Annotated in this window: 18 protein-coding genes, 1 tRNA gene and 1 CRISPR repeat array (1 of these 20 only partly in view); of the genes, 9 read left to right on the top strand and 10 right to left on the bottom strand. The window is 66.6% G+C overall.

Going from position 1 to position 22,522, the window contains the following annotated elements; genetic code table 11:
- Positions 1-3,078: direct repeats of the CRISPR family, unit length 30 nt; unit sequence GTTTCAGACGAACCCTTGTGGGGTTGAAGT; it reaches 371 nt to the left of the window's first position.
- Positions 3,079-3,151: 73 nt separating this feature from the next.
- From N0B15_RS14910 to N0B15_RS14900, 3 genes are all read left to right on the top strand, one after another.
- A complete protein-coding gene (locus N0B15_RS14910) occupies positions 3,152-4,384 on the top strand; it encodes an HD domain-containing protein (protein ID WP_263020509.1) in 1,233 nt (410 codons plus the stop codon).
- 56 nt (positions 4,385-4,440) lie between these two features.
- The gene (locus tag N0B15_RS14905; protein ID WP_263020508.1) at positions 4,441-5,466 is read left to right on the top strand and encodes an amidohydrolase family protein; all 1,026 of its coding nucleotides are present in this window, start codon (positions 4,441-4,443) and stop codon (positions 5,464-5,466) included.
- Positions 5,467-5,573: 107 nt separating this feature from the next.
- The gene (locus N0B15_RS14900) at positions 5,574-6,053 is read left to right on the top strand and encodes a universal stress protein (RefSeq protein WP_263020604.1); all 480 of its coding nucleotides are present in this window, start codon (positions 5,574-5,576) and stop codon (positions 6,051-6,053) included.
- 29 nt (positions 6,054-6,082) lie between these two features.
- Here the strand turns inward: N0B15_RS14900 and N0B15_RS14895 are convergent, their stop codons facing one another.
- The 7 genes from N0B15_RS14895 to N0B15_RS14865 form a co-directional block, all read right to left on the bottom strand.
- Positions 6,083-7,030, bottom strand: coding sequence for a biotin--[acetyl-CoA-carboxylase] ligase (locus N0B15_RS14895; protein ID WP_263020507.1), 948 nt, complete (start codon positions 7,028-7,030; stop codon positions 6,083-6,085).
- 75 nt (positions 7,031-7,105) lie between these two features.
- Complete coding sequence (locus N0B15_RS14890) at positions 7,106-8,128, bottom strand: tyrosine--tRNA ligase (protein WP_263020506.1); 1,023 nt, start codon at positions 8,126-8,128, stop codon at positions 7,106-7,108.
- Positions 8,129-8,176: 48 nt separating this feature from the next.
- Positions 8,177-8,374, bottom strand: a complete 198-nt coding sequence (locus tag N0B15_RS14885) for a hypothetical protein (protein WP_263020505.1) — start codon at positions 8,372-8,374, stop codon at positions 8,177-8,179.
- Positions 8,375-8,432: 58 nt separating this feature from the next.
- Complete coding sequence (locus N0B15_RS14880; protein ID WP_263020504.1) at positions 8,433-8,897, bottom strand: DUF6691 family protein; 465 nt, start codon at positions 8,895-8,897, stop codon at positions 8,433-8,435.
- Positions 8,894-9,385, bottom strand: coding sequence for a YeeE/YedE family protein (locus N0B15_RS14875; protein ID WP_263020503.1), 492 nt, complete (start codon positions 9,383-9,385; stop codon positions 8,894-8,896). Before N0B15_RS14875 ends, N0B15_RS14880 begins: the two co-directional genes overlap by 4 nt.
- Before the next feature lie 76 nt (positions 9,386-9,461).
- A complete protein-coding gene (locus tag N0B15_RS14870) occupies positions 9,462-10,256 on the bottom strand; it encodes a M14 family metallopeptidase (protein WP_263020502.1) in 795 nt (264 codons plus the stop codon).
- Between the two features lie 102 nt (positions 10,257-10,358).
- A complete protein-coding gene (locus N0B15_RS14865) occupies positions 10,359-10,841 on the bottom strand; it encodes a DUF309 domain-containing protein (RefSeq protein ID WP_263020501.1) in 483 nt (160 codons plus the stop codon).
- Positions 10,842-11,135: 294 nt separating this feature from the next.
- Here N0B15_RS14865 and N0B15_RS14860 point away from each other — a divergent pair.
- Positions 11,136-11,218, top strand: a tRNA-Leu gene (locus tag N0B15_RS14860).
- A 215-nt stretch (positions 11,219-11,433) separates the two neighbouring features.
- Here the strand turns inward: N0B15_RS14860 and N0B15_RS14855 are convergent.
- Both N0B15_RS14855 and N0B15_RS14850 read right to left on the bottom strand, forming a co-directional pair.
- Positions 11,434-11,634 carry a hypothetical protein gene (locus N0B15_RS14855; RefSeq protein ID WP_263020500.1) on the bottom strand — a complete coding sequence of 67 codons (201 nt, stop codon included), beginning with the start codon at positions 11,632-11,634 and terminating at the stop codon, positions 11,434-11,436.
- A gap of 159 nt (positions 11,635-11,793) precedes the next feature.
- The gene (locus N0B15_RS14850; protein ID WP_263020499.1) at positions 11,794-16,473 is read right to left on the bottom strand and encodes a S8 family serine peptidase; all 4,680 of its coding nucleotides are present in this window, start codon (positions 16,471-16,473) and stop codon (positions 11,794-11,796) included.
- 286 nt (positions 16,474-16,759) lie between these two features.
- Between N0B15_RS14850 and N0B15_RS14845 the strand changes: the two genes are divergently transcribed.
- From N0B15_RS14845 to N0B15_RS14835, 3 genes are all read left to right on the top strand, one after another.
- Positions 16,760-17,563, top strand: coding sequence for an inositol monophosphatase family protein (locus N0B15_RS14845; RefSeq protein WP_263020498.1), 804 nt, complete (start codon positions 16,760-16,762; stop codon positions 17,561-17,563).
- 55 nt (positions 17,564-17,618) lie between these two features.
- Positions 17,619-18,818 carry a DUF63 family protein gene (locus N0B15_RS14840; protein ID WP_263020497.1) on the top strand — a complete coding sequence of 400 codons (1,200 nt, stop codon included), beginning with the start codon at positions 17,619-17,621 and terminating at the stop codon, positions 18,816-18,818.
- A gap of 153 nt (positions 18,819-18,971) precedes the next feature.
- Positions 18,972-19,832: an SDR family NAD(P)-dependent oxidoreductase gene (locus N0B15_RS14835; protein WP_263020603.1), complete on the top strand. Its 861-nt coding sequence runs from the start codon at positions 18,972-18,974 to the stop codon at positions 19,830-19,832.
- 3 nt (positions 19,833-19,835) lie between these two features.
- Here the strand turns inward: N0B15_RS14835 and N0B15_RS14830 are convergent, their stop codons facing one another.
- A complete protein-coding gene (locus N0B15_RS14830) occupies positions 19,836-20,801 on the bottom strand; it encodes a patatin-like phospholipase family protein (protein WP_263020496.1) in 966 nt (321 codons plus the stop codon).
- Positions 20,802-20,957: 156 nt separating this feature from the next.
- On the opposite strand from N0B15_RS14830, the gene N0B15_RS14825 reads away from it, so the two are divergent.
- Positions 20,958-21,836 carry an NOP5/NOP56 family protein gene (locus N0B15_RS14825; protein WP_263020495.1) on the top strand — a complete coding sequence of 293 codons (879 nt, stop codon included), beginning with the start codon at positions 20,958-20,960 and terminating at the stop codon, positions 21,834-21,836.
- Positions 21,829-22,470, top strand: a complete 642-nt coding sequence (locus N0B15_RS14820) for a fibrillarin-like rRNA/tRNA 2'-O-methyltransferase (RefSeq protein ID WP_263020494.1) — start codon at positions 21,829-21,831, stop codon at positions 22,468-22,470. The genes N0B15_RS14825 and N0B15_RS14820 overlap by 8 nt, the downstream gene beginning before the upstream one ends.
- The last annotated feature ends 52 nt before the right edge of the window (positions 22,471-22,522 follow it).

Here is a 22,522-nt window from a genome sequence, read left to right as displayed (position 1 = left end):
GAGCATATAGAACGCCGATCCGTCGTTTCAGACGAACCCTTGTGGGGTTGAAGTACGGTAACATCCGTCTATCTCGCACCGTTCTGGGCGCGTTTCAGACGAACCCTTGTGGGGTTGAAGTGTCGTCCATGCCGTGAGCCTCGTAGAAGTTCTCCGGTTTCAGACGAACCCTTGTGGGGTTGAAGTCGGTCTCTCGTCCTCCGGCTCCGACGAATCTGTGTAGTTTCAGACGAACCCTTGTGGGGTTGAAGTACGGATCTCGTCGCCCGTCTCGGTTGACGGCGACTCTGTTTCAGACGAACCCTTGTGGGGTTGAAGTGTTTACGCTGACATCCGTGATGACGCCAACGAGCCGAGTTTCAGACGAACCCTTGTGGGGTTGAAGTCTCGTCAGACACTTCGGTGTCGACGAAGGCACCGCGTTTCAGACGAACCCTTGTGGGGTTGAAGTAACCGCCTCGATGCGTTCTGGCACCTCGGTGCGCGTTTCAGACGAACCCTTGTGGGGTTGAAGTGAGAACCACATAAAGAGGTATCAATCCAACGATCGGTTTCAGACGAACCCTTGTGGGGTTGAAGTCAGCCGAAGCCGTCTGATTCGCAAGCGATAGTGCCGTTTCAGACGAACCCTTGTGGGGTTGAAGTGGCCTCGTCGGTGGGGTCGGGTGCTCGTGGATACTGTTTCAGACGAACCCTTGTGGGGTTGAAGTGTGGGCATCGACCTCAACCCCGAATACATCGCGAGTTTCAGACGAACCCTTGTGGGGTTGAAGTGAAGAGTACAGTTACGTCGAGTCGACTGACAGAAAGTTTCAGACGAACCCTTGTGGGGTTGAAGTATGTGTCCTGAAGCCCGCCTGTGGAGTCGAACCACGGTTTCAGACGAACCCTTGTGGGGTTGAAGTTATTCGATAAAGACACTCTATCTCTGTCGCAAACACGTTTCAGACGAACCCTTGTGAGGTTGAAGTCGCCGCCGTCGGTCTGAACCAAAGTCGTCTGGGAATCGTTTCAGACGAACCCTTGTGGGGTTGAAGTCGCTGGTCGCAGGGCGAGACGCTGTTTGTCGACGAGTTTCAGACGAACCCTTGTGGGGTTGAAGTTGTTGCATGGCAACTAATGGCCTAACGGGCGCGAGTTTCAGACGAACCCTTGTGGGGTTGAAGTCCGCTCGAGATCCTGCAACCGGAGCGGGCGTACACGGTTTCAGACGAACCCTTGTGGGGTTGAAGTTACTTCGAGCTCGTCGAACAGGTTGAGCGAGCGCAGTTTCAGACGAACCCTTGTGGGGTTGAAGTATGGACTGGGGCGTCGATCTCGTCATCGCCTATCGGGGTTTCAGACGAACCCTTGTGGGGTTGAAGTGGTCATCGTCTGCTGGTCGTCTTCGTCGTCGTCGACGTGTTTCAGACGAACCCTTGTGGGGTTGAAGTCGGACGAGTGAACCCGTGTTCCGGTGGGAGGACAGGTTTCAGACGAACCCTTGTGGGGTTGAAGTCGGACGTAGGTCCCGGTGAGGTCGTCGTCGGTGAACAGTTTCAGACGAACCCTTGTGGGGTTGAAGTCCGTCGCGGAACGCGCGGTCTGTCGTCTTTGTCGCGGGTTTCAGACGAACCCTTGTGGGGTTGAAGTTCACTCATCGCTGCCACCGTCCGTTGCCGCTGCTGGTTTCAGACGAACCCTTGTGGGGTTGAAGTCCTCCGAGAATTGCACGGCCTCCGTGAGTTGGATTTGGTTTCAGACGAACCCTTGTGGGGTTGAAGTCGTGGAGAGGGCGACCTGGCATCGTACGACGTGAGGTTTCAGACGAACCCTTGTGGGGTTGAAGTCCCCGGACCTGCTACTTCGGAGAGGCTTGGGCACCGGTTTCAGACGAACCCTTGTGGGGTTGAAGTCATCAGCTGGTAGGTGATGACTCTCCCGTCTCTCTCTAGTTTCAGACGAACCCTTGTGGGGTTGAAGTCCCGCCCGGCCTGGCTTGCTAAAGTCTACGGTTGTTTCAGACGAACCCTTGTGGGGTTGAAGTTCTAAGTCGTCGATGACGTACTCGGCGAGGACGTGGTTTCAGACGAACCCTTGTGGGGTTGAAGTTCTCCTAGCCACTCTTCTGCAGCGTCTTCTAGAGTTTCAGACGAACCCTTGTGGGGTTGAAGTTAACTGTTCCCCTTCCTTGCGGTCGACTTGTCTGGGTTTCAGACGAACCCTTGTGGGGTTGAAGTGTACGACGAGTGTCCGCACGGGACGACACCGAGCGGTTTCAGACGAACCCTTGTGGGGTTGAAGTCTGGCCTGCCTCTCGGAGGACGTCCAGGTCTTCCTCGTTTCAGACGAACCCTTGTGGGGTTGAAGTGGTCGACGCGCTCGTCGAGGCCATCGACAGCGCGCGTTTCAGACGAACCCTTGTGGGGTTGAAGTGGTCGACGCGCTCGTCGAGGCCATCGACAGCGCGCGTTTCAGACGAACCCTTGTGGGGTTGAAGTGGGGTTGGCGAGTCGCCGGTGATCGTCTCGAGAGCCGTGTTTCAGACGAACCCTTGTGGGGTTGAAGTCGACGCCAACCGTGTGGACATCTACGTCTACGACGTTTCAGACGAACCCTTGTGGGGTTGAAGTCTCCGGTCGAACTGCGATTGGACCGAGGAAGACGTGTTTCAGACGAACCCTTGTGGGGTTGAAGTAACTCCGGAGAACACCGTTCCAGACCCCTCCACAGGGTTTCAGACGAACCCTTGTGGGGTTGAAGTTCGAACTAGATAAAAGTCACTGGTGGTGATCTAAGATCGTTTCAGACGAACCCTTGTGGGGTTGAAGTTCGTTTGGACCCAACAGACAGGACAGTCAGGTCCGCGTTTCAGACGAACCCTTGTGGGGTTGAAGTTCGAGGAGGTAGAGTGGAAAGGACCGGACTACGCATCGTTTCAGACGAACCCTTGTGGGGTTGAAGTCCGTGGCGGTGTGTCTGACGTTCCGCTTCGAGTAGTGTTTCAGACGAACCCTTGTGGGGTTGAAGCGCCCAGACGACGACCCACACGCCAGCGACGCAGATCAGGTTTCAGACGAACCCTTGTGGGGTTGAAGCGCCCAGACGACCCCTCTCAACGTGACACACTCGAGACGACGTTTTTTGTACGATTCGAACAGAGGAGACACTAATGAAGATCATCAAAGACAGCGTCCACGATCACATCACGATCGACGGGGTGGCGAGAGACCTCCTCGATACGCCTGCGCTCCAGCGCTTGCGGAGGATTTCACAGCTGGGGACGGTGTCGATGGTCTACCCGTCGGCGAACCACACGCGGTTCGAACACAGCCTCGGGGTCTACCACCTCGCGTGTCTGGCACTCGAGCACCTGGGTATCGGCGGCAAACAGGCAGAGCGGGTGCAGGCGGCGGCGTTGCTCCACGACGTGGGTCACGGCCCGTTCAGTCACAACGTCGAGGACGTGACCTACCGCGAGACGGGGCGCTATCACGACGATGTCGAGCACCTGCTGACCGACGGGGAGATTGCGCGCGTACTCGAGGCACACGACCTCGAGCCGAAGCGGGTGGCGGGGCTGGTGGCGGGTGAGGGGCGGTTCGGCCAGCTGGTCTCGGGCGAGCTCGATGTCGACCGGATGGATTACCTGGTGCGGGATGCCCACCACACGGGGGTGCCGTACGGGACGATCGACCACGGACGGCTGGTCCGGGAGGTGACGTTCGTCGACGGCGAACTCGTCGTCGGTGAGGGGAACGTCCAGTCGGCCGAGAGTTTGCTGGTCGCGCGGGCGCTGATGAACCCGGTCGTCTACAGCCACAGCGCGGCGCGGATCGCGAAGTCGATGTTGCGCCGCGGGAGCGAGCACTTACTCGAGTCGCCCGAGAACGACGTCGACGCCGAGGTCCTCCAGCGGATGGACGACCACGACCTGATCGTCGCGTTACGAAACTGTGAGGCTGCGGCGACGTTCTCGGAGGGGCTCGACCACCGGCGGCTGTACAAGCGGGCGGTGTGGGCGGAGATCGACGACGTGCCGGGGGGGATCATCGAGGCCGACCACGAGTCGATCCGGGAGTTCGAGCGTGAGATCGCCGACGAGGCGGGTGTCGGTGCGGACGACGTGTTGGTGGACGTCCCAGGCCGGCCCTCGATGGCGGAGTCGACGACGCGGGTGGTGGTCAACGGGGAGGTCCGGAAGCTGGGTCAGCAGTCGCCGCTGGTCGACGCGCTTCGGGCGGCGCAGTACTCCCAGTGGCGCCTCGGTGTCTACTCGCCCCCGGCGTGTCGAGAGCCAGTCGGCCACGCGGCCCGTCGCGTCCTCGGTCTCGACATCGACGGCCCGCTCGTCAGCGAGGTCAGAGACGGGCTGTACGCGACGCTCGACGAGTTCACCGAGTGAGGCGAGTGTGTGGCGAACGCTTCAAGGGTACGAGCGCACAATCGCCCACATCGACTATGGAGACAGTATACGAGGGGACGATTCTCGCCGGGGAGGCGTTCGAACCGACCGAGGGCCACCTCGTCGTCGACGACGGAACCATCGTGGGGATCGAGGAGGCGGCGGTCGACTCGAGCGACATCGTCGTACCGGCGTTCGTCAACGCACACACGCACGTCGGCGATTCGATCGCAAAAGAGGCGGGCGCGGGGCTCTCACTCGAGGAACTGGTCGCACCGCCCGACGGGCTGAAACACCGACTGCTCCGGGCGGCCTCGCGTGAGGAGCTGTGTGCGGGGATCCGCCGCTCGATCCGATACATGCAACGCGGCGGGACGGCCCGCTGTCTCGACTTTCGAGAGGGCGATGTCGAGGGCGTCGAGCTGCTCAGGGACGCCGCAGACGGTCTCGAGATCGAGGCACTGGCGTACGCTCGCGGGTCGCTCGAGGCGATGGAGGCGGGCGATGGCTTCGGTGCGAGCGGGGCGAACGACGCCGACTTCGGGCGCGAACGCGAGGCGGCGCGCGAGACGAACACGCCCTTCGCGATTCACGCGGGTGAGGGGGATGCGAGCGACCTCGACGGCGCGCTCGACCTCGAGCCCGCCTTTCTCGTCCACGTCGTCCATCCCGAGGCGCACCACCTCGAGCGGATCGAACACGAGGGTGTGCCGGTGGTCGTCTGTCCGCGGTCGAACCTCGTCACCGGCGTGGGACTGCCGCCGCTCGAGGACCTGGTGGCGCGGACGACCGTCGCGCTCGGGACGGACAACGTCATGCTCAACGCGCCGTCGATGTTCCGCGAGATGGAGTTCGTCGCGAAGCTGAGCGACCTCTCCGCTGTCGAGGTGCTTCGGATGGCGACCGCCAACGGCGCGCAACTGGCCGGACGCGACGACGGGATTCTCGAGGCTGGCCGTCCGGCGAACCTGTTCGTCCTCGACGGCGACTCGGACAACCTGGCGAGCGCACAGGACCCCGTACGCGCCGTCGTCCGCCGTGCCAGCGTGGCGGACGTGAAGACGGTCGTCCTCGAGGGCTGACGAGAGGTTTCGAATCGAAACATTCGGGCCGCTCGAGATTGCTTTCTCGAGAAATTCGCTGCGATAACGTTATCAACTCACGCGTTCGTATGTCATACGATCACACGATGCACGACTGTATCCTCGTCCCGACCGATGGCTCGGTGGAGGGCGAGCAGGCGCTCGAGTACGCGATCGACCTCGCACGGGTTCACGATGCGACGATCAGGGCGCTCTACGTCGTGAACGCAGCGAGCTACGGCGGTCTCCCGATGGAGACCGCCTGGGACGGCATCAGCGACGCGCTCCGCCAGGAGGGGCAGGCGGCCGTCGAGCGGGTCGAGGAGCTGGCACCCGAGGACGTCCACGTCGAGACGGTCGTCCTCGAGGGGTCGCCCAGTCGCGTTATCGTCGAGGAAGCGGGCGCAGAGGACTGCGACCTGATCGTCATGGGAACGCACGGCCGCGGCGGCATCGACCGCCTCTTACTCGGCAGCGTCGCCGAACGCGTCGTCCGCTCCTCGCCAGTACCGGTGTTGACCGTCCGCGTCGAGCGAGGCGAGCGACTCGAGGACGCGAGCGCCGACGCCCAGGTCGCCGTCGAGTAACCCTCCCTCTCGAGCCACCGGACCGCTACTCACACCGGCCGGAGGTGTGTACAGTCGCCAGCGGTGACCGTCACCCGCTCGCCGCTTCCCTCGAGTTCGACGACTAACCCGCCAGAGTCGGTGACTTCGAGCGCCACCCCGACCACCTCGTCGCCCGCTCGCTCGACGCGAACGCGCTGGCCGAGCGTGAGCGCGAGCGCGCGCCACTCCTCGAGCGTTCGCTCGAGGTCGTTTCGGCAGGCGTCGAACTCCTCGAGGAGGCGCTGGAGGAACACCCGCCGGTCGACGTCGCCCGCCTCGTCGCGGATACTCGTGGCCCCCCCGGGCAGGGCCGCAGCGTCGAGGTTCGCGTTGACACCGATGCCGACGACGAGCCAGGCGATACGGTCGGTCTCACCTTCCATCTCGGTCAGGATGCCCGCGAGCTTTCGGTATCCGGTGGCGGTCTCGTCGGACGGGACGACCACGTCGTTCGGCCACTTGATCCGGGCGTCGACGCCCGTCTCGCGTGCCGCCCGCGCCGTCGCGACCGCCGCCGCGAGGGTGAACAGCGGTGCGCTGGCGGGTGGAACGTCCGGCTGACAGACGACGCTGAACCAGCAGCCACCGGCAGGTGCGCTCCAGGCCCGCTCGAGTCGGCCCCGCCCGCCGGTCATCTCCTCGGCGACGACGACCGTATCGGCCGCGTCCGCCGCGGCGAGTTCGCGCGCCCGGTCGTTCGTACTCGCGAGCGTCTCGTGGAACTCGACCGAGAACGGAGCCTCGAGTCCGTACTCGATGGCGGGACCGTTGTAGGCGGGAATCGAGGCGAGCGCGTAGCCGTCCGGTCCGCTCTCGATCTCGAAGCCCGCTTCACGCAGCGCTTCGACGTGTTTCCAGATGGCCGCGCGTGACATCTCGAAGCGCGAGGCGAGTGCGGGACCGGCGACCGGTCCGTCCGCGAGCGCGTCGAGAATCGCCCGTCGCGTCTCGTTCATACCGGTAGTTCGCGGGAGCGCTCTTCAAACGGTCGACTCGGGGTGGACTCGAGCGCCTACAGAACAGGTGTCGGGCTACTCGCCGCGGATCTCGCGGAGTTTCTCGCGGCCGGGGGCGATCAACTCGTCGAGGTAGCGCGCGAGCGTCGCCTTCGCGTCGGCGGGGTGGAGGTCGCCGGACTCGAGGTCGGTCGCCAGCGCCTCGTACTCGTGGTAGGTGAGGTCGCCGCCGTACTTCGGCGGGCGCTCGACGGTCACGTCGTCGAAGCGCGCGAAGATGTGGTACTCGAACAGTTCGAGGACGGGGTTCTCGAGGTCGCCCTCGGGGTCGCGCGTCGGCGGACAGAAGGCCGAGTTGACCTTCTCTTCGAGGTCCTCGGTCGAGTCTTCCATCGAGATGGTGACGCCTGCACTCGAGGACATCTTCCCCTCGCCGGTCGTGAGGTCGGCGACGATGGGGGTGTGCAGACACGGGCGAACGTCGTAGCCCAGTTCCGAGAGTTCCTCGCGGGCGAGCATGTGGACCTTGCGCTGGTCCATGCCGCCGACGGCGAGGTCGACGTCGAGGTACTCGATGTCGAGCGCCTGCATCAGCGGGTAGACGACGTGGCTGACGCGGGCGGACTCGCCGGACTGTAACTCGGCCATCGCGCGCTGGGCGCGGTTGAGCGTCGTCGAGAGCTCGAGCTGGTGGAGATCCAGGACGTACTCCTCGTCGAGCTGGTAGTCGGAGCCGTAGACGAACTCGGTCGAGGCCTCGTCGAGACCGTAGGCGAGAAACTGTGCGCGCATCTGTCCAGCGGTGTCGCGAATCTCCTCGAAGGTGCCCTTCCCGTTGAGGTAGGCGTGGACGTCAGCCAGCAGGATGACGACCTCCATGCCCGCCTCCTGGAGGTCGATGAGCTTGTTCGCCGTCAGCAGGTGGCCGATGTGGAGGACGCCCGAGGGTTCGTAGCCCACGTAGGCGCGCTTGCCGTCCGGATCGGCGGCCAGTTCGAGCACCTCCTGGTCGGTGACGACCTCCTCGACGTTTCGCGTGAGCAGGTCGTGAGTCTCGTACGGGCCGCGGTCGTCCGACGCGTCGGACTGGCTAGTCATACCCGGAGGAAGCGCGAGGAGGGATTTATGCGTTTGTTTCCGCCCGCGTCAGAACGGTCTGACGAGCGAGCCGAGTCGGTCGCGTGCGGTCCCCGCGAGGTAGCCCGTCGCCGCGCCGACGCCAGCGCCGACGGCACCGGTCACCGGCCCGCCGAGACCGCCGATTGTGCCCCCGGTTTTCGCGCCCTTCGCCGCACCGCGGGAGGCGTGTTTCGATCGCAGACAGGGTGGCTCGAGTCGTGGCATACGCGCTTCATCGGCCGAGAGGGGCATAATCGTTGGGTCCCACCGGTTCAGTCGTCGATCAGTCCGCGGCCGTCGTTCCGGACGCGCTCTCGAGCCGGGTCGAACGCCAGAAGCCCTGGACGTACGCGCCGATGAACATGCCGGCGATACCCCAGAGGATGGCGTAGTTTCCGATTCCGAGGCTGGCGTAGGCTGCACCGGGACAGATGCCGGAGAGACCCCAGCCGACACCGAAGATGCCGCCGCCGACGACGACGTTCCGGTCGAGCGACTTCAGGCGGCGCTCGTAGGCCTTCGCGGTGAGCGGCGCACGGTCGAGAAAGTGCGTCGCCCCGAAGAAGGTGATGCCGGTGACGATGGCCGCGCCGAACATGACGAACAGGAGACCGAAGTCGGTCAGCTGGAGGAACGAGAGGACAACCTCCGGCTGGGCCATGTTACTGAACGCGAGACCGAAACCGAAGACCAGCCCGCCGAGGAAGATCAGCGGCATGAACAGCGGATGGTTCTCGCTCTCGCTCATGGAACCACCTCCAGGGCGAGCACGAGCTGGGCGGTCCCGATGGCGATCAGGAGGAAGGTCGCGACGCCGACGAACGAGGTCGACGAGACCGAGCCGACGCCACAGACGCCGTGGCCGGAGGTACAGCCCTTTCCGAGACGCGTCCCGATACCGATGAGGATGCCACCGAGGAACAGCCGCCAGGCCTGGACCTCCGTCACCCAGAGGGCGTCCTGATACAGCAGGGCGTAGACCCCCGCCCCGGCGACGATACCGAGCGTGAAGACGACGCGCCAGTCACGCGAGGGACGATACTGCTGGAAGCGAGAGAGATTCGAGCCGTAGGAGAGTGTCGACTCGAGGAAGGTGCTCGCGCCCGCGATGTGGCCGGTGCCGAGGTAGATGACGGCGACGCCGAGACCGACGAGCACCCCGCCGACCGCGTAGTGGGTGATGCCTTCGGGAAACGGCTCCGCGAGGATCCCGAAGACCAGTTCTGGTGGAATCATTACTCCCCGAGAGGGAGCGAACGGGTATGAATCCCCCCACTGAGGGGAAAATTGTGGCTATCGCGGACGCCAGCGTTTACACGCGCGTCGGCTTCGCGATCACGTCGAGTTTCTTCGCCGCGTAGCCGAAGACGTTCCGGTAGCCGTACGACGACATCAGCACGGGGTAAAACGGCTCCGCGGCCACCTGCGTGTCGCCGTCAGCGGCCGCGAACGGCGCACCCGCGTCGACGCGTCTGAAGTTCTCGACGAACACCTCGTAGGTGTCGGCGTCGGTCTTCGGAATCCGCTCGATCAGCTGGTAGACCGGGAGTTCGCGCGAGACGGTGTCGCCGGGGAGCGCCCCGACAGCCGTCAGAAACGCCCGCGTGAGCCGGTCGGCGTTCTCCGCCGCCGTCTCAGAGCCCTGGAGTCCACACTCGACTTCGATCGTCTCGACCGAGGAGAACAGCCGCCCACGCGAGAAGTTGCCCGTCTCGACGAGCGCCGCGACCGGCAGCTGTGGACAGATCTCTCGAGCGAGATCGTCGATGCCGTGGACGATCGCGAACGGCTCGCTGTGACTCTGCGTCGAGTGCATCGAGAACGTCAGACAGCCCTCGAGTTCGGCCACCAGATCGGCGGCGAGTCGCCCTTCGTGCGTCTCTGCGTCCGGGTCGCCCGGAAACGCCCGGTTCAGGTCCTCGTCGACGAAGCGAACCTGGCGCTCGAGCGCCTCCTCGTTCACCACGACGAGTTTCACTGGTCGCGTCACCCGCGGGCGGTCCGCGAGCAGCCGTTCGATGGCCCGGACGCCACACGGTTCGTCGCCGTGGATACCGGCGACGACCGCGACCTCTGGCGTCCCCGTTCCCAGCTGTGCAACTCTCATCGAGGACCCATAGGTGCGTCTCCCTGAAATGTAATTCGGTCCGCCGGGGTGTGGCGTGCACACAACCGGCAGGGTGGTGCGAGTGCGGTGCTCGAGCGCGCGCTACTCGAGCGCCTCGGCGTACTCGAAGTCGGCCGGCCCCGCGACCGGCCGCTCGCCGTCGAGGGTGATCTGCCAGCCGTCGAGCGCCGACGGGTCGGCCAGCGCGTTGGTGAGCGTCGTCCGCACCCCGAGGAGGTCGACCCCGTAGTAGTCGCGGGGGACGCCGTGGAAGTACTGCAGCGCGGTCTCGAACAGCGAGCGCATCCCCGCGTCGTTCTCGAAGTCGACGCGTTTGTACGCCCCGGCGGCGACCTGGACCATCCCGTGGAGGAAGGCACTCTCGGCGCTCCCGCGGCCGTAGTTGTACCACTCGTCTTCGAAACAGTCGTGTGACTCGTGGTAGGCCCCCGCGTTGTAGAGGCGGACGCCGTGGATGGTCGCCCGTCGGAGCGTCCCGTGTTCCCACACCTGCTCGTCCTCGAGCCACCCGGTCGGGTTCCCCGCGGGCGGGCCGACGGTCGGATCGCGGGTGTGCTCGTCCATACCGGCCGTTGGGTGGGCGGGCCGGTAACTCCATCGGTGGACGCTCGAGCGAACGTTTATTTCCGTTGGAAACAGATTCAGACCGAATGCAGTATCCCCGCGGATCGTGCGAGCGCTGTGGTGGACGGCTCTCCGAGCACATCGAGGGTGGGTACATCTGTCTCAACTGCCAGGAGCGCTACCCGGCCGGGTACCTCGAGTGAGGAGGTCCGGTGTGTGGGCCACTCGAGTCGGTGTCCCGTCCGGTGAAAATCGGAGGGTATTCAACGACGACAGGCGTAGGCCGACGTGCGTGCGAGGGTAGCCAAGCGGCCAACGGCGGCGGACTCAAGATCCGCTCTCGTAGGAGTTCGTGGGTTCGATTCCCTCCCCTCGCATCGTAGCGAAGCGCACAAACGCGCTGAGTAAGATGCAGGAGGGATCGAATGACGCTGGGGTTCTGCGCGAAGCGCAGGTTCCCGGAGGTGGTTCGATTCCCTCCCCTCGCATCGCAGTGAGGCACACGAACGTGCCGAACGAGATGCGGAAGGTCCTGCGGTAGAGATCTTCCCTCGCAAAGCGTTCTGTGAACCCGAAGCCCGAGTAGTCACCACTACGAGTCGCTCGCATCCGTGTCGGTGAGAAGTACGATAGCGCTGACGAACAGAAACCCAGCCAGCACGAGATAGAAGACGCCGTCGGAGACGACCCACGGAAAGTCAGAGACCGACCGCAGCAACAGCACGAAGCCGATGACCAGCAACAGTACGGACTCGAGGTTGGCGCGGACCTGCTCGCGGAGCGAGAGAGTCACAGTCGCCACCGACAGCGTACACAGATATCAGTGTGTTGTCTTCTCGTCGCGAGAGACCACCACGCGGACGGTCGCTACCGACGCCTCCGGAACACACGGAAGCGCACATCGCCGGACGGATTCGAGCGCTCGAGCGAGCGAAAAAGGATGGCTGGGAGATCAGCGCCGCCGGAAATACAGCGTCATCGCCAGCAGAACGAGCAGCGCGGGGACCACACCGAAGCCCGGCAGTCCGTCGTCACGGCTGGCCGAGGGAGCGCTCGAGTCTGCCTCCCGCTCGTCGCCCGCCGTTTCGTTCGTCGTCTCGCTCGCGTTCTCGCTCGAGTTTTCGTCAGCTGCCGCGTCGGCGACCGACTCGTTCGCCAGGTCCTCGGCGAGTACCGGGTCGTCGGCACCATCTGCCGGGCTGGTCGCCGTCTGCGTATCCGCCCCATCCGTGACGGTCACGCTCCCGAGTGTCACGCCGTCGAGGCTGATCGTCGCGGCAGACTCGAGCGCGACGCTGAAGGTGAGCGTCCGGCGCTCGTCGGTCTCGAGCGAGAGAGTCCGGTGCTCGAGCGTGGTGCCGTCGGCGCGGAGAGTGAGCGTCTCCTCGCCGGACCCGCCGGTGTTCTCGACGGTCGCCTCGACGGTGACGGTCTCGCCCGGGGCGACGGTTTCCGGGGAGACGCTGCCCGAGACGACGGTGAAAGAGGGGGAGGGGTCCGGGGTGGGCGACAGGAGGAGACCACCACCACCACCGCCGCCCGAGGACGGCGACGCGAGCGAGACCTCGAGCGCCGTCGAGTCGTTGACGTGGAGAGTTTCGACGAGCGAGTCGGCCGCGAACTCGTCGGTGTTCGGCGGGTGGACGGTGACCGTGACAGTATCGTTTGCTCGCAGGCCCGCCACCGGTGCCCCGTCGGCGACGAACGCGCCGCTCCCGTTCGTCGCCCCCGTCAGTGCGTGGTGGTGGCGGTCGGTGTCGGCGACCGGGGCGATGGCGACGCTCGCGTTCTCGACGGGAGCGCCCTCGTCGTCGGTGACGGTGATCGCGAGGTCGTGCCAGTCGGGAGTGGCGAGCGACCCGAGGTCGGTGTCGTTCGCGAACGCCTCGTGGGCGAGCGTCGCGATGGCTGGCGGGGCCTCGGCCGGGTCCTCGAGCAGCGTCACGTGGTGGAGTGCGTCCTCGAGACCGAGTCCAGCGAACCCGCCGCTCGAGTCGACCGGCGCGTCGTCGGCCCAGTCGGCCGGTTCGGGGTCGACGCGGACGGTCGTCTCGTTCGGAGACGTACCCGTAAGTGTCCCGGAGATGGTGATCGCCGGCCGGTCGGTGACGTAGAGGCTGCGCTCGAGCGTCTGGGTCTCTCCGCCGAGGGCCGTGAGCGTCGCCGTCACGGGTCGCTCGCCGACGGTATCGAACGCGAGCGAGACGTTCCGGCCGACCGCCGTCTCCTCGTCGTCGGCCGTCCAGTCGACGCGCTCGAGCGCGTCGGTGTCTCCCGAGACCGAGAACGCCGTCGGTTCACCTTCGAGCGTCCACGCCGGGCCCTCGAGCGTCGCGTTCGCGAACGGCTCGTCGTAGGCGACCGCCAGCGTCAGCCGGTCGTGCTCACCGGCCGCCCACGCGCTCGAGCCGCCCGTACTCGCGTTCTCGAGGGCGAACTCGACCGTCTCACCCGCCGTTCCAGAAACCTCGAGTGGGCCGTCGCTCGCCCCGAGGTCGCCGACGCCGAACCAGCCACCCTCGACGGGGGCGCTCGCGCGTTCCTCGCCGTCGACGAGCGCGCGGACCGTCAGGCCGTCGCGGGCGAGGTCGCCGTTGACCGAGACGGTTCCCTCGTAGGTCGCGGGCGGGTCGCTCGAGACGATCATCGCACGAGTGGTCGCCACACCGCCGCGCTCGTCCTCGAGTGAGAGCTGGAGGACGCCCTCGACACCCGCCGCGACCGTCGCGTTCACCGGAACGCCGCCGCGGACGTGGCTCGCCTCGATCGCGAACGGGTCGCCGGGGGTGACCGTCTCGCCGTCAGCCCAGAGGGTGACGTTCGCGGGGTCGACGGTCGTCTCGGAGCCGAGCGAGAGCGTGACGTTCCCGGGTTCGGTGACGCCGAAGAGCGCCGACTCTGGCTCGCCGCTGACGCCGTAGTGGCCGACGTCCCGAGCCACGTAGGTCGCCCCGTCCGTGAAGTACGCGACCGCGTTGGCGACGACGGCCGCCCCCTCGTCGGTGAACGCCCCATCGCGGGGCGTGCCGGTGAACAGGACCTGTCGCTGCGAGCGCTCGAGCGCCAGCCCGCCGCCGTCGCCGAGCACGCCGTCGGTCGTGACCGCGGCGAGTCGCTCGAGGTCGTCGCCCTCGTGGTCGAACCAGGTCCGGTTGGTGGCGCTCTCGACGAGCGTGACCGACTCCCGCTCGGCGGCGACACCCGCGAGCAGCGGGTGTGTGCGGTCGGCGACGACGGTGAGCGCCCCGGCCGTGCCGGGGTCGTCACCTGCGGGCGCCGTCTCGAGCGTCGAAGGAGTTCCGGTCGCGGCGCGCAGTCCGGAGAGTCCGTCCCGCTCGTCCGCCCCGCCGAGGTAGAGGACGCCGACGCCTTCACTCGCTGCAGCGTCGACGAACTGCGCGGACGCCGTCTCGTTGCCGTCGAACTCGAGCGCGACGAACGCGTCGTACTCGTCGACGAGCGCCGGGACCTCGGCGGCATCGACGTGGTGGAGGCGGTGGGCGACCGAGAGCCGGGTGTCGAGGTCGTCGCGAAGGGCGGTTGCGGCCTCCGTCTCACCGTCGGCGACGACGCCCACGTCGTAGATGCGCGGAACGACGGCCGTGGGTCCGACGCGAACGACCCGTTCGGCACCGTCGCTGGCGGCGAACGTGAACGCGAGTTCGAGCGTCCCGTTCGCACCGTCGTCGATACCAACGTCGACGACGAGGGGGTCACCCTCGGTGTGAGTGCCGACCTCGAATTGCTCGTCGAACGACTCCGGAGCGCCGTCGGCAACCAGTGAGAGCGCGTCGGTCTCGAGCGTCGCGTTCTCGGTGAGCGAGACGGAGACTGTGTCAGCACCCGCGACGGCGACCGTCGCGTTCGCACTGGCGTTTCCGCTCGATTCGAGCAGTTCCGGTGGCGCTTCGAGGAGCGTCACCGAGAGCGTCGCCTCGAGCGTGACGTCGTGAGTGGTCACCCCACCACTGAGCGCCGTGACGGTGCCGGTACTCGTATTGTACCCGCCGGCGTCGACGGTCACCGACCGCTCGCCGGCGTCGACGAGGAGGTCGTAACTGCCGTCGGAGGCGGTCGTCGTGGTCCAGGTGCCGTCGACCGAGACGGATGCACTCTCGATCGGATCGCCGACTTCGTCGGTGACGGTTCCCTCGAGCGTCGCCGGCGCGTAGCTGTCGACTGCGCCGCGAACGTCGACGATGCCGTGGCCGTATCTGGTGTCCGGGTCGCTCGGCTCACCGGCCGGTTTCCACGCGGTGTCGTAGAGGGCGGCCTTCACCTCGTCGGGCGTGGCGTCGGGGTGAACCGAGCGAAAGAGTGCGACGGCACCGGCGACGTGTGGCGCGGCCATCGAGGTCCCTTGCTTCGAGCCGTAGCCACCCGGAACCGCACTCTCGACGGCGACACCGGGTGCGGCGATCTCGGGGACGACGTACTCCTCGGGCCACTCTTCCGGTGGGTTCGACCACACGTCGTCGGTGACGACGGTCTGGCCGCCGGAGAACGAGGCCACGTCACCCGACGCGTCGACCGCACCGACGCCGACCGAATCGTAGCTGTTGCCCGGCGTGCCAGAGATCCCGTGGCCGTCGTTGCCGATGGAGGCGACGACGGAGACGCCCGCGCTCTCGGCGTTCCTGATCGGCTGGATCATCCCGTCGACGAAGCCGCCGCCTTCGGGTCCGAGACTCATCGAGATCACGTCGGCGTCGTGGTCGACGGCCCACTGCATCCCGCCGACGACACTCGAGAACGTCCCACCCTCGGGTCCGAGGACGCTCCCGTGCATGAGGTCGACCTCGGGGGCGACGCCGATCCAGGTCCCGCTCGCGTTCCCGCCCGCGACGGTGCCGCTGACGTGCGTCCCGTGATCGCCGGCGTCGAACGGCTCTGAACCACCGATCTCGTTCCCGCTCGAGTCGAACTCCGCCCAGCCACCGGGGTAGGTCGGATCGGTCGCGTCGGCCGTGTACAGCGAGAGGTCGGGGTGCGAGGCGTCGATGCCGGTGTCGAGGACGGCCACGCGCGTCCCCACACCCTGCGTCTCGTACGCCTCCCAGACCGCCGTCGCATCGATCGCCTCGATGCCGTAGGTCGTGTCGTACGCGGCCGGTTCGACCTCACCCGTACTGGTGAGGGGAGCGGTTGCGGTCGCTCCATCGTGAACGGCCACCTCGAGATTCGCGTGGATGGTGTGGACCGCATCGAACGCGCCGAGCGTCTCGAGGTCGACGCGGTCGGTATCGACCGCGAGAACCACGGCATTGGTGAGCCAGAAGCTGTTCTCGACGGTGACTCCGGGCGTCTCGTTCGCGTAGGCGATGACGTCGACCTGAGTCGTCTCGGCGTGGGTGGAGAGGTGGTCCCGGACCGCGGCGGACGACCCGCCAGGTGGCGGGGTCGTCTCCGTCAGTCGGACGACGACTTCGACGGTTCCCGACATCGACTCGAGTGCAGGATCGAACTCGAACGACGGCGGCTCGGCCGTCTCGGGTTCGGCCGCCTCGTCGGCGGCGGTTACCGAACCACCGCCGACCACGGGGGCGACGAGGAACGCACTGCAGAGCCAGAGTGTGACGAGCACGAGCACTGTCGTTCGAAGGTGCGAGCGCTCGAGGCGGGGACCGGACATTCACCGGTGGTGGGCGTTCACGGCGGAAAGAGGTTCCGGCCGGTGAGAGGTTCCGGTCAGTGAGAGGCTTCGGCCAGTGAGAGGTTCTGGCCGGGATATATTTGATGGTGCGAGCGCGTGCGTGCCGAGCGGTTCGTCGACGGCGTGTGAAGCGACCGGTGTACCTGGTGGGTGCGAAGTGCGCGGTTCGTCTGGTGGGCGCGGAGAACGGTGTGTCGAGTGCGTACGGAATCCGCCATCCCGCGAGCCCACAGCGTTTTGACGGTTGCAGTGGTCACCCTCGACCATGCGCGACGAGTCAGCCAGGCGGGCGATGGTCGCCACGCGGGCCGCGAACGCAGGTGCAGAGATCGCCCTCGAGCGGTTTCGAACGGACCACGACGTGGATACCAAAGCCGGAAAGACGGACGTGGTGACGCAGGCCGACCGCGATGCCCAGGCGGCGGTCGTCGCCGTCATCCGCGAGGCGTTCCCCGACGACCCCATCGTCGGCGAGGAGGACGACGAACTGAAGGTCGTCCCCGAGACGGGACCGGCGTGGATCGTCGACCCCATCGACGGGACGAGCAACTACGTCCGGGGGAGCCGAACCTTCTGTACCGCCGTCGCGGCCGTCATCGACGGCGAACCGGTCGCCTCGACGACCGTCTTCCCGGCGCTCTCGGACACCTACCACGCAGGACCCGACGGGGCGTTTCTGAACGACGAGGCGCTGGCTGTCAGCGACCGTTCGGACCCGGAGACCTGCATCGTCTGCCCGACGATGTGGTGGGACCACGGCCGCCGCGACGAGTTCACCGCCGCCACGAGCGCCATCCTCGAGCGCTTCGCCGACCTCCACCGCTCGGGGTGTGGCCAGGCCTCGCTCTCGCGGGTCGCCGCCGGTATCTACGACGGCACGATCACGAACCTCACGCCCGACCCCTGGGACAGCGTCGCGGGCGTCCGCCAGATCCGCGACGCTGGCGGCACCGTTACCGACCTCGAGGGCGAGCGCTGGCGTCACGACAGCCACGGACTGGTCGCCTCGAACGGCCGGATTCACGACCTGCTGCTCGAGGCGGCCCGCGAAATCGAGGCGGTGCGGTGAGCGATGAACGTGACGAACCGGAACGATAAAACGCCAGTGTCACCCGATATCGGGTATGCGTGAGAACATCGGCCGACTCGGTGCGTCCGTCTCGTCGGCGCTCGAGAGCGCAGAGGCGAGCACGCGGGCGTTCGTCGATCGGGTCGGTGCGGAACGCCTCTGGGCGGCGACCGTCCTGGCCCTCGTCGCCGTGTTGGCGCTCGGTTCGCTGTTGTTCCCCCAGCAAGTCTACGTCGACTTCATCTGGCAGTACTACTGGGGACCGGTCTACGCCGACGCCCACGGTCTCGGGACGAACGGCTGTGTCGCCTGGGCTGACGGCGCACACGAACTCTACGGCAACTGTGCCAACGCGCCCGCCGACGCCGGGCCGACCGCGAGTCCCGGCTACACCTTCGTCTCCTACGCAGGGTACATCCCGACGCTCGTCCTCTTTCTCGTCGGACTCCTCTTCCTGATCCGCAGGCTCGAGGTGACGCGCTACCGGGCGGGCTTCTACGCACTGTTCCCGTTCATGCTCTTCGGCGGGGCGCTGCGAACCGTCGAGGACGCCAACGTCGCCGCTCCCGACCTGCTGCTGCCGGTGCCCTGGACCGCCCTCATCATCAGCCCGTTCATCTACTTCACCGTCGCGCTCGTCGCGGCGATCGCGCTCACCGTCTCGGTGGTTCTCGAGCGCCGCGGGTACGTCTCGGGCTACGAGTATCCGCTGTTCGGGTTCGGGACGGCCGCGTTCGTGCTCACCGTGGGCTACCTCTCGTATCTCGCGGCGACCGAACCCTGGGTCGACTTTCACGCCGCCATCCTCGTACTGACGCTCGTCGGTGCGACGGCCGCGACGGGACTCGCCTGGTGGGGTATCGTCCGCTTCGCGCCGGAGATCAACCAGGGGACGCTCTACATGGGCGTCATCGTCATCTGGGCGCACGCCGTCGACGGCGTCGCGAACGTGATCGGTCTCGACTGGGCGTCCTCGCTCGGCTGGGAACACAACCTCAGCCCGAAACACCCGATCAACGCGGCCATCGTCGAGTACACCGGCGCGTTGCTCCCGAGCGCCGTCACCGAGGTCACCGGCCAGGCCTGGCCGTTTCTCATCGTGAAAATCGCCGCCGCAATCGCGATCATCTGGGTCTTCGACGAGAGCGTCTTCGAGGAGAGTCCGCGCTACGCCTACCTGCTCATGGTCACCGTCGTCGCCGTCGGCTTAGGTCCCGGCACGCGCGACATGCTCCGGGCCGTCTTCGGCATCTGAACGGACTCACCCGGTTTCAGTGCAGTTGCGCGAGCGCTGTGAGCGACGTCACCCTCGGACGGTCCCTGCAGACTCGTCCTCGAGACCGCCCGAAACTGTCTCGAGTACCAAGAGTTATCCGCAGCGTCGACGGAAAGAGAACAGATGGATGATATGAGCGTCGAGGAAGCGATGGAACGCTACGGACCGAGCGAACTCACCCCCGAGGACCTGCTGGTGCTCGAGGATCCACACTTTCACGGCGAACACGTCGCGGTCGTGACCGGTTCCAGTTCGGGTATCGGCCGGGCGACGGCGCTGGCGTTCGCCGCGAACGGTCTCACCGTGGTCGGGACGGGTCGAGACGAAGCGACGCTCGAGTCCGTCCGCGAAGACGCCGAGGCGTTCTCGCTCCCGGGATCGGTCGTTCCCGTGACGGCCGATCTGACCGACGACGAGGACATCGAGCGGCTCGTCGACGAGGCAGCGACCTACGGGGCGGTTCGCTACCTGGCGAACATCGCCGGCGTCCAGCACGTCGCCCCCATCGAGTCGTTTCCGGTCGAGCGCTACGACCTGATCCACGCCGTCAACCAGCGTGCGCCGTTACTGCTCGCGAAGGCGTGTCTCCCACACTTTCGTGCGAACGGCGGCGGGGTCGTCGCCAACATGTGTTCGGTCCACGGCCACGTCGTCACCCAGGACAAAGTCGGCTACAACACCACGAAGTTCGGCCTGCGCGGGCTGACGAAATCGATCGCCGCCGAGGGCGACGGCGCGGTCAGGGCGTTCACCGTCTCGACGGCCTACGTCAAGACCGCCCTCCTCGCCGAGCAGCTACCGGCGACCGCGAACCGCCGCGGGCTGACGGTCGAGGAGGTCGTCGAGGACGTGATGCTCGAGCCCACCCGCGTCAACGAGCTGATGGAACCGGTCGAGGTCGCGAACCTGTTCGTCTTCGGCTGCTCGAATCACAGCGACCACCTCAACGGCACCGACCTCACCTACGACGGCGGGATGACGGTGACTTACTGAGGATCAGGCTTTTCGCTCGAGGAACGCACGCGCTTCGCGCTCGCCGTCGCTGAACAGGCGGTCGATGAACGCGGGGTCGCGGTCGAGTTTCGTCCGCCAGTCGAGGTCGTCACCGCCTGGGAACGGGATGCGCTCGACAGTCGTGTGCGTGTACTCCTCGGGGAGGTAGCCCGCCTCGATCCAGCCGTTGACCTTCTCGAGGAAGTTGATCTCGACGTTCAGCGAGAGGTTGCCCGAGAGTTCGTTCCGGCGGTTGTCGATGCCCTCCATCGACTGCGGCGGGCCGGGGCGCTCCTGTGGGTTGATCTTGAGCAGCCAGATCTCGTCGGGGTCGGGCACGTCGTCGGCGCTCATGAAGTCGTTTATCGGCGGGTTCTTCGCGAACAGCCCGTCCCAGTAGTGGGTGCCGTCGACCTCGACGGCCTCGAACAGGTGTGGCTCGGCCGCCGACGCCAGGATCGCCCCCGCCGAGAGGTCGTCCTCGCGAAACACCTCGAAGCGGCCCGCACAGACGTCGATGGCGCTGATGAACAGCCCCGGTTCGTCGCCCTCGAGCAGCGACGGAACCGCCTCGAAGTCGACGTGTGACTCGAGGACCTCGCGAAACTGTTTCAGCCCCCAGCGCGATCCGGGCGAGTTCGCCGGACTCACCTCGGGTAGCGGGACGCCCGCGCGCTGGAGTCCGATCGTCCAGCGGATGACGTTGTTCGCGGCGCGGTGCAGCGGCGTCGACGCCGAGAGGTCGTCCCAGAAGCGCTCCAGGAGATCGCGTGGATTCTCCTCGGGGTGGACCTGCCCGTACCACGCGAGCGTCGCACAGGCCGCGCCGCCGGAGGTGCCGCTGAAACCGACGATCCGGTGATTCTCGGGGAGATTCTCGAGCAGTTCGCTCAGGACGCCCGCGGTGAAGGCGGTGTGGCTGCCACCACCCTGGCAGGCGATGGCGACGGTAGTCTCGTCCGGTGACATCGTCCGGGTGTTCACGCTCGATGACAGTAACTGGTCCGGAACGCACCGGGGCGCGTCGTGGACGGGACAGCCGGAGGCGAAAGCGGCCGCTGGCCCGAGCGCTCGGCGGGCGCGCGTATCGGGACCGGTTTAGGCTCCGGCCACGCTAGTGGCAGTATGAACGAGAGCGAACGGGCCGAGGCGGGGTGGTTCGCCGCCGTCGACCGGGACGAACCCGACAGTGTCCGACGGGCGCTCGAGAACGGGCGTGCAGACGGTCCCGCCGACTGGCCGCGACTGGCCGTCGAGGCGGGCTTCGCCGCCGACGAGGACGCCTACTACGACAGCCTCCACGAGGCGACGGTGACGGCGACGCGAGCGGCCGTCACCGAGCGCGAGCGGGCCGACGACCGCCAGCTCGTCCACGCGGTGCGCGCGATGGACGACTGTCGGCGGACGGCGAACGAACTCGCCGAACGGCTCGCCGAGTGGGCGGGCACGCTCGAGGCCGAGGCGGGAACGGGACTCGAGTACGCGCGCGTCCTCGCCGCACGCGACCCCGAGCCGCACGAGAGCGCGGTGGTCTCGCTGGCAGGGCGCGTCGTCGATCTGGCCGACGAGGCCGACGACTTACACGCACTGGTCGAACGCCTCGCGCCGACGGTCGCCCCCAACCTCTCGGCGCTCGCCGGCCCGGTGCTCGCGGCGCGACTCGTCTCGCTCGCGGGCGGTCTCGAGTCGCTCGCGAAGAAACCCAGCGGGACGATTCAGGTGCTCGGCGCGGAAGACGCCCTGTTCGCGCACTTACGCGGCCACGCCCCGTCACCGAAACACGGGATCATCTTCACCCACGACGCCGTCCGCGGGACGCGCCGCGAGGACCGAGGATCGGCCGCGCGAGCGGTCGCCGGAAAGCTGGCCATCGCCGCCCGCGTCGACCACTACGCGGGCGACTACCGGCCGGAACTCGAGACCGAACTCACAGAGCGGATCGAGACGATTCAGGCTCGAGCGGGCGGGGCGGACGGCGCGGACGACGGAGGGAACGATGAGTGAGCCAGGAGCGCTCCCGGCGGGCGTCGAACGGCGCGTGATCGACGGCCGCGAGCGCCTCGCCACCCGCGGCGAGGCGGTCTACGGTGAGCCGACCGACGGTCCCTGGCGCGCGTGGGACCCCAACCGCTCGAAACTCGGTGCGATGCTCGAGTCGGGGATGGACACCGGTCTCGAGGGCGGCGAGACGGTCCTCTACCTCGGTGCGGCGAGCGGGACGACCGTGAGCCACGTCGCCGACGTCGCGGACGCGACCTACGCAGTCGAGTTCGCCCCCCGACCGGCGCGCGACCTGCTGGAGGTCGCCGAGGGCCGGCCACGGCTGTTCCCCCTGCTCAAAGACGCCCGACAGCCCGAAACCTACGCCCACGTCGTCGAGACCGACGTCGACGCCATCGTCCAGGACGTGGCGACCCGCGGACAGGCACGCGTCGCCGTCGAGAACCGGCGTTTCCTGGCCGACGACGGCCGCCTGCTGCTCGCGGTGAAAGCCCGCAGCGAGGACGTGACGCGCGACCCCGACGAGGTGTTCGCCGACGTGCTCACCGACCTCGAGTCGGCCTACGAAGTGCTCGAGGAGCGCCGTCTCGACGACTACCACGTCGACCACCTCGGCGTGGTCGCACGCCCGCGCTGAGGGGGCGGCGGGCCGCGCGGAGTCGGGAGGGCCAGTCCACACCGTATTTAGT

Origin of the sequence: Natronobiforma cellulositropha (assembly GCF_025629245.1) — an archaeon.
Taxonomy (GTDB): Archaea; Halobacteriota; Halobacteria; order Halobacteriales; family Natrialbaceae; genus Natronobiforma; species Natronobiforma cellulositropha.
This window is presented reverse-complemented; position numbering and strand designations above follow the sequence as displayed.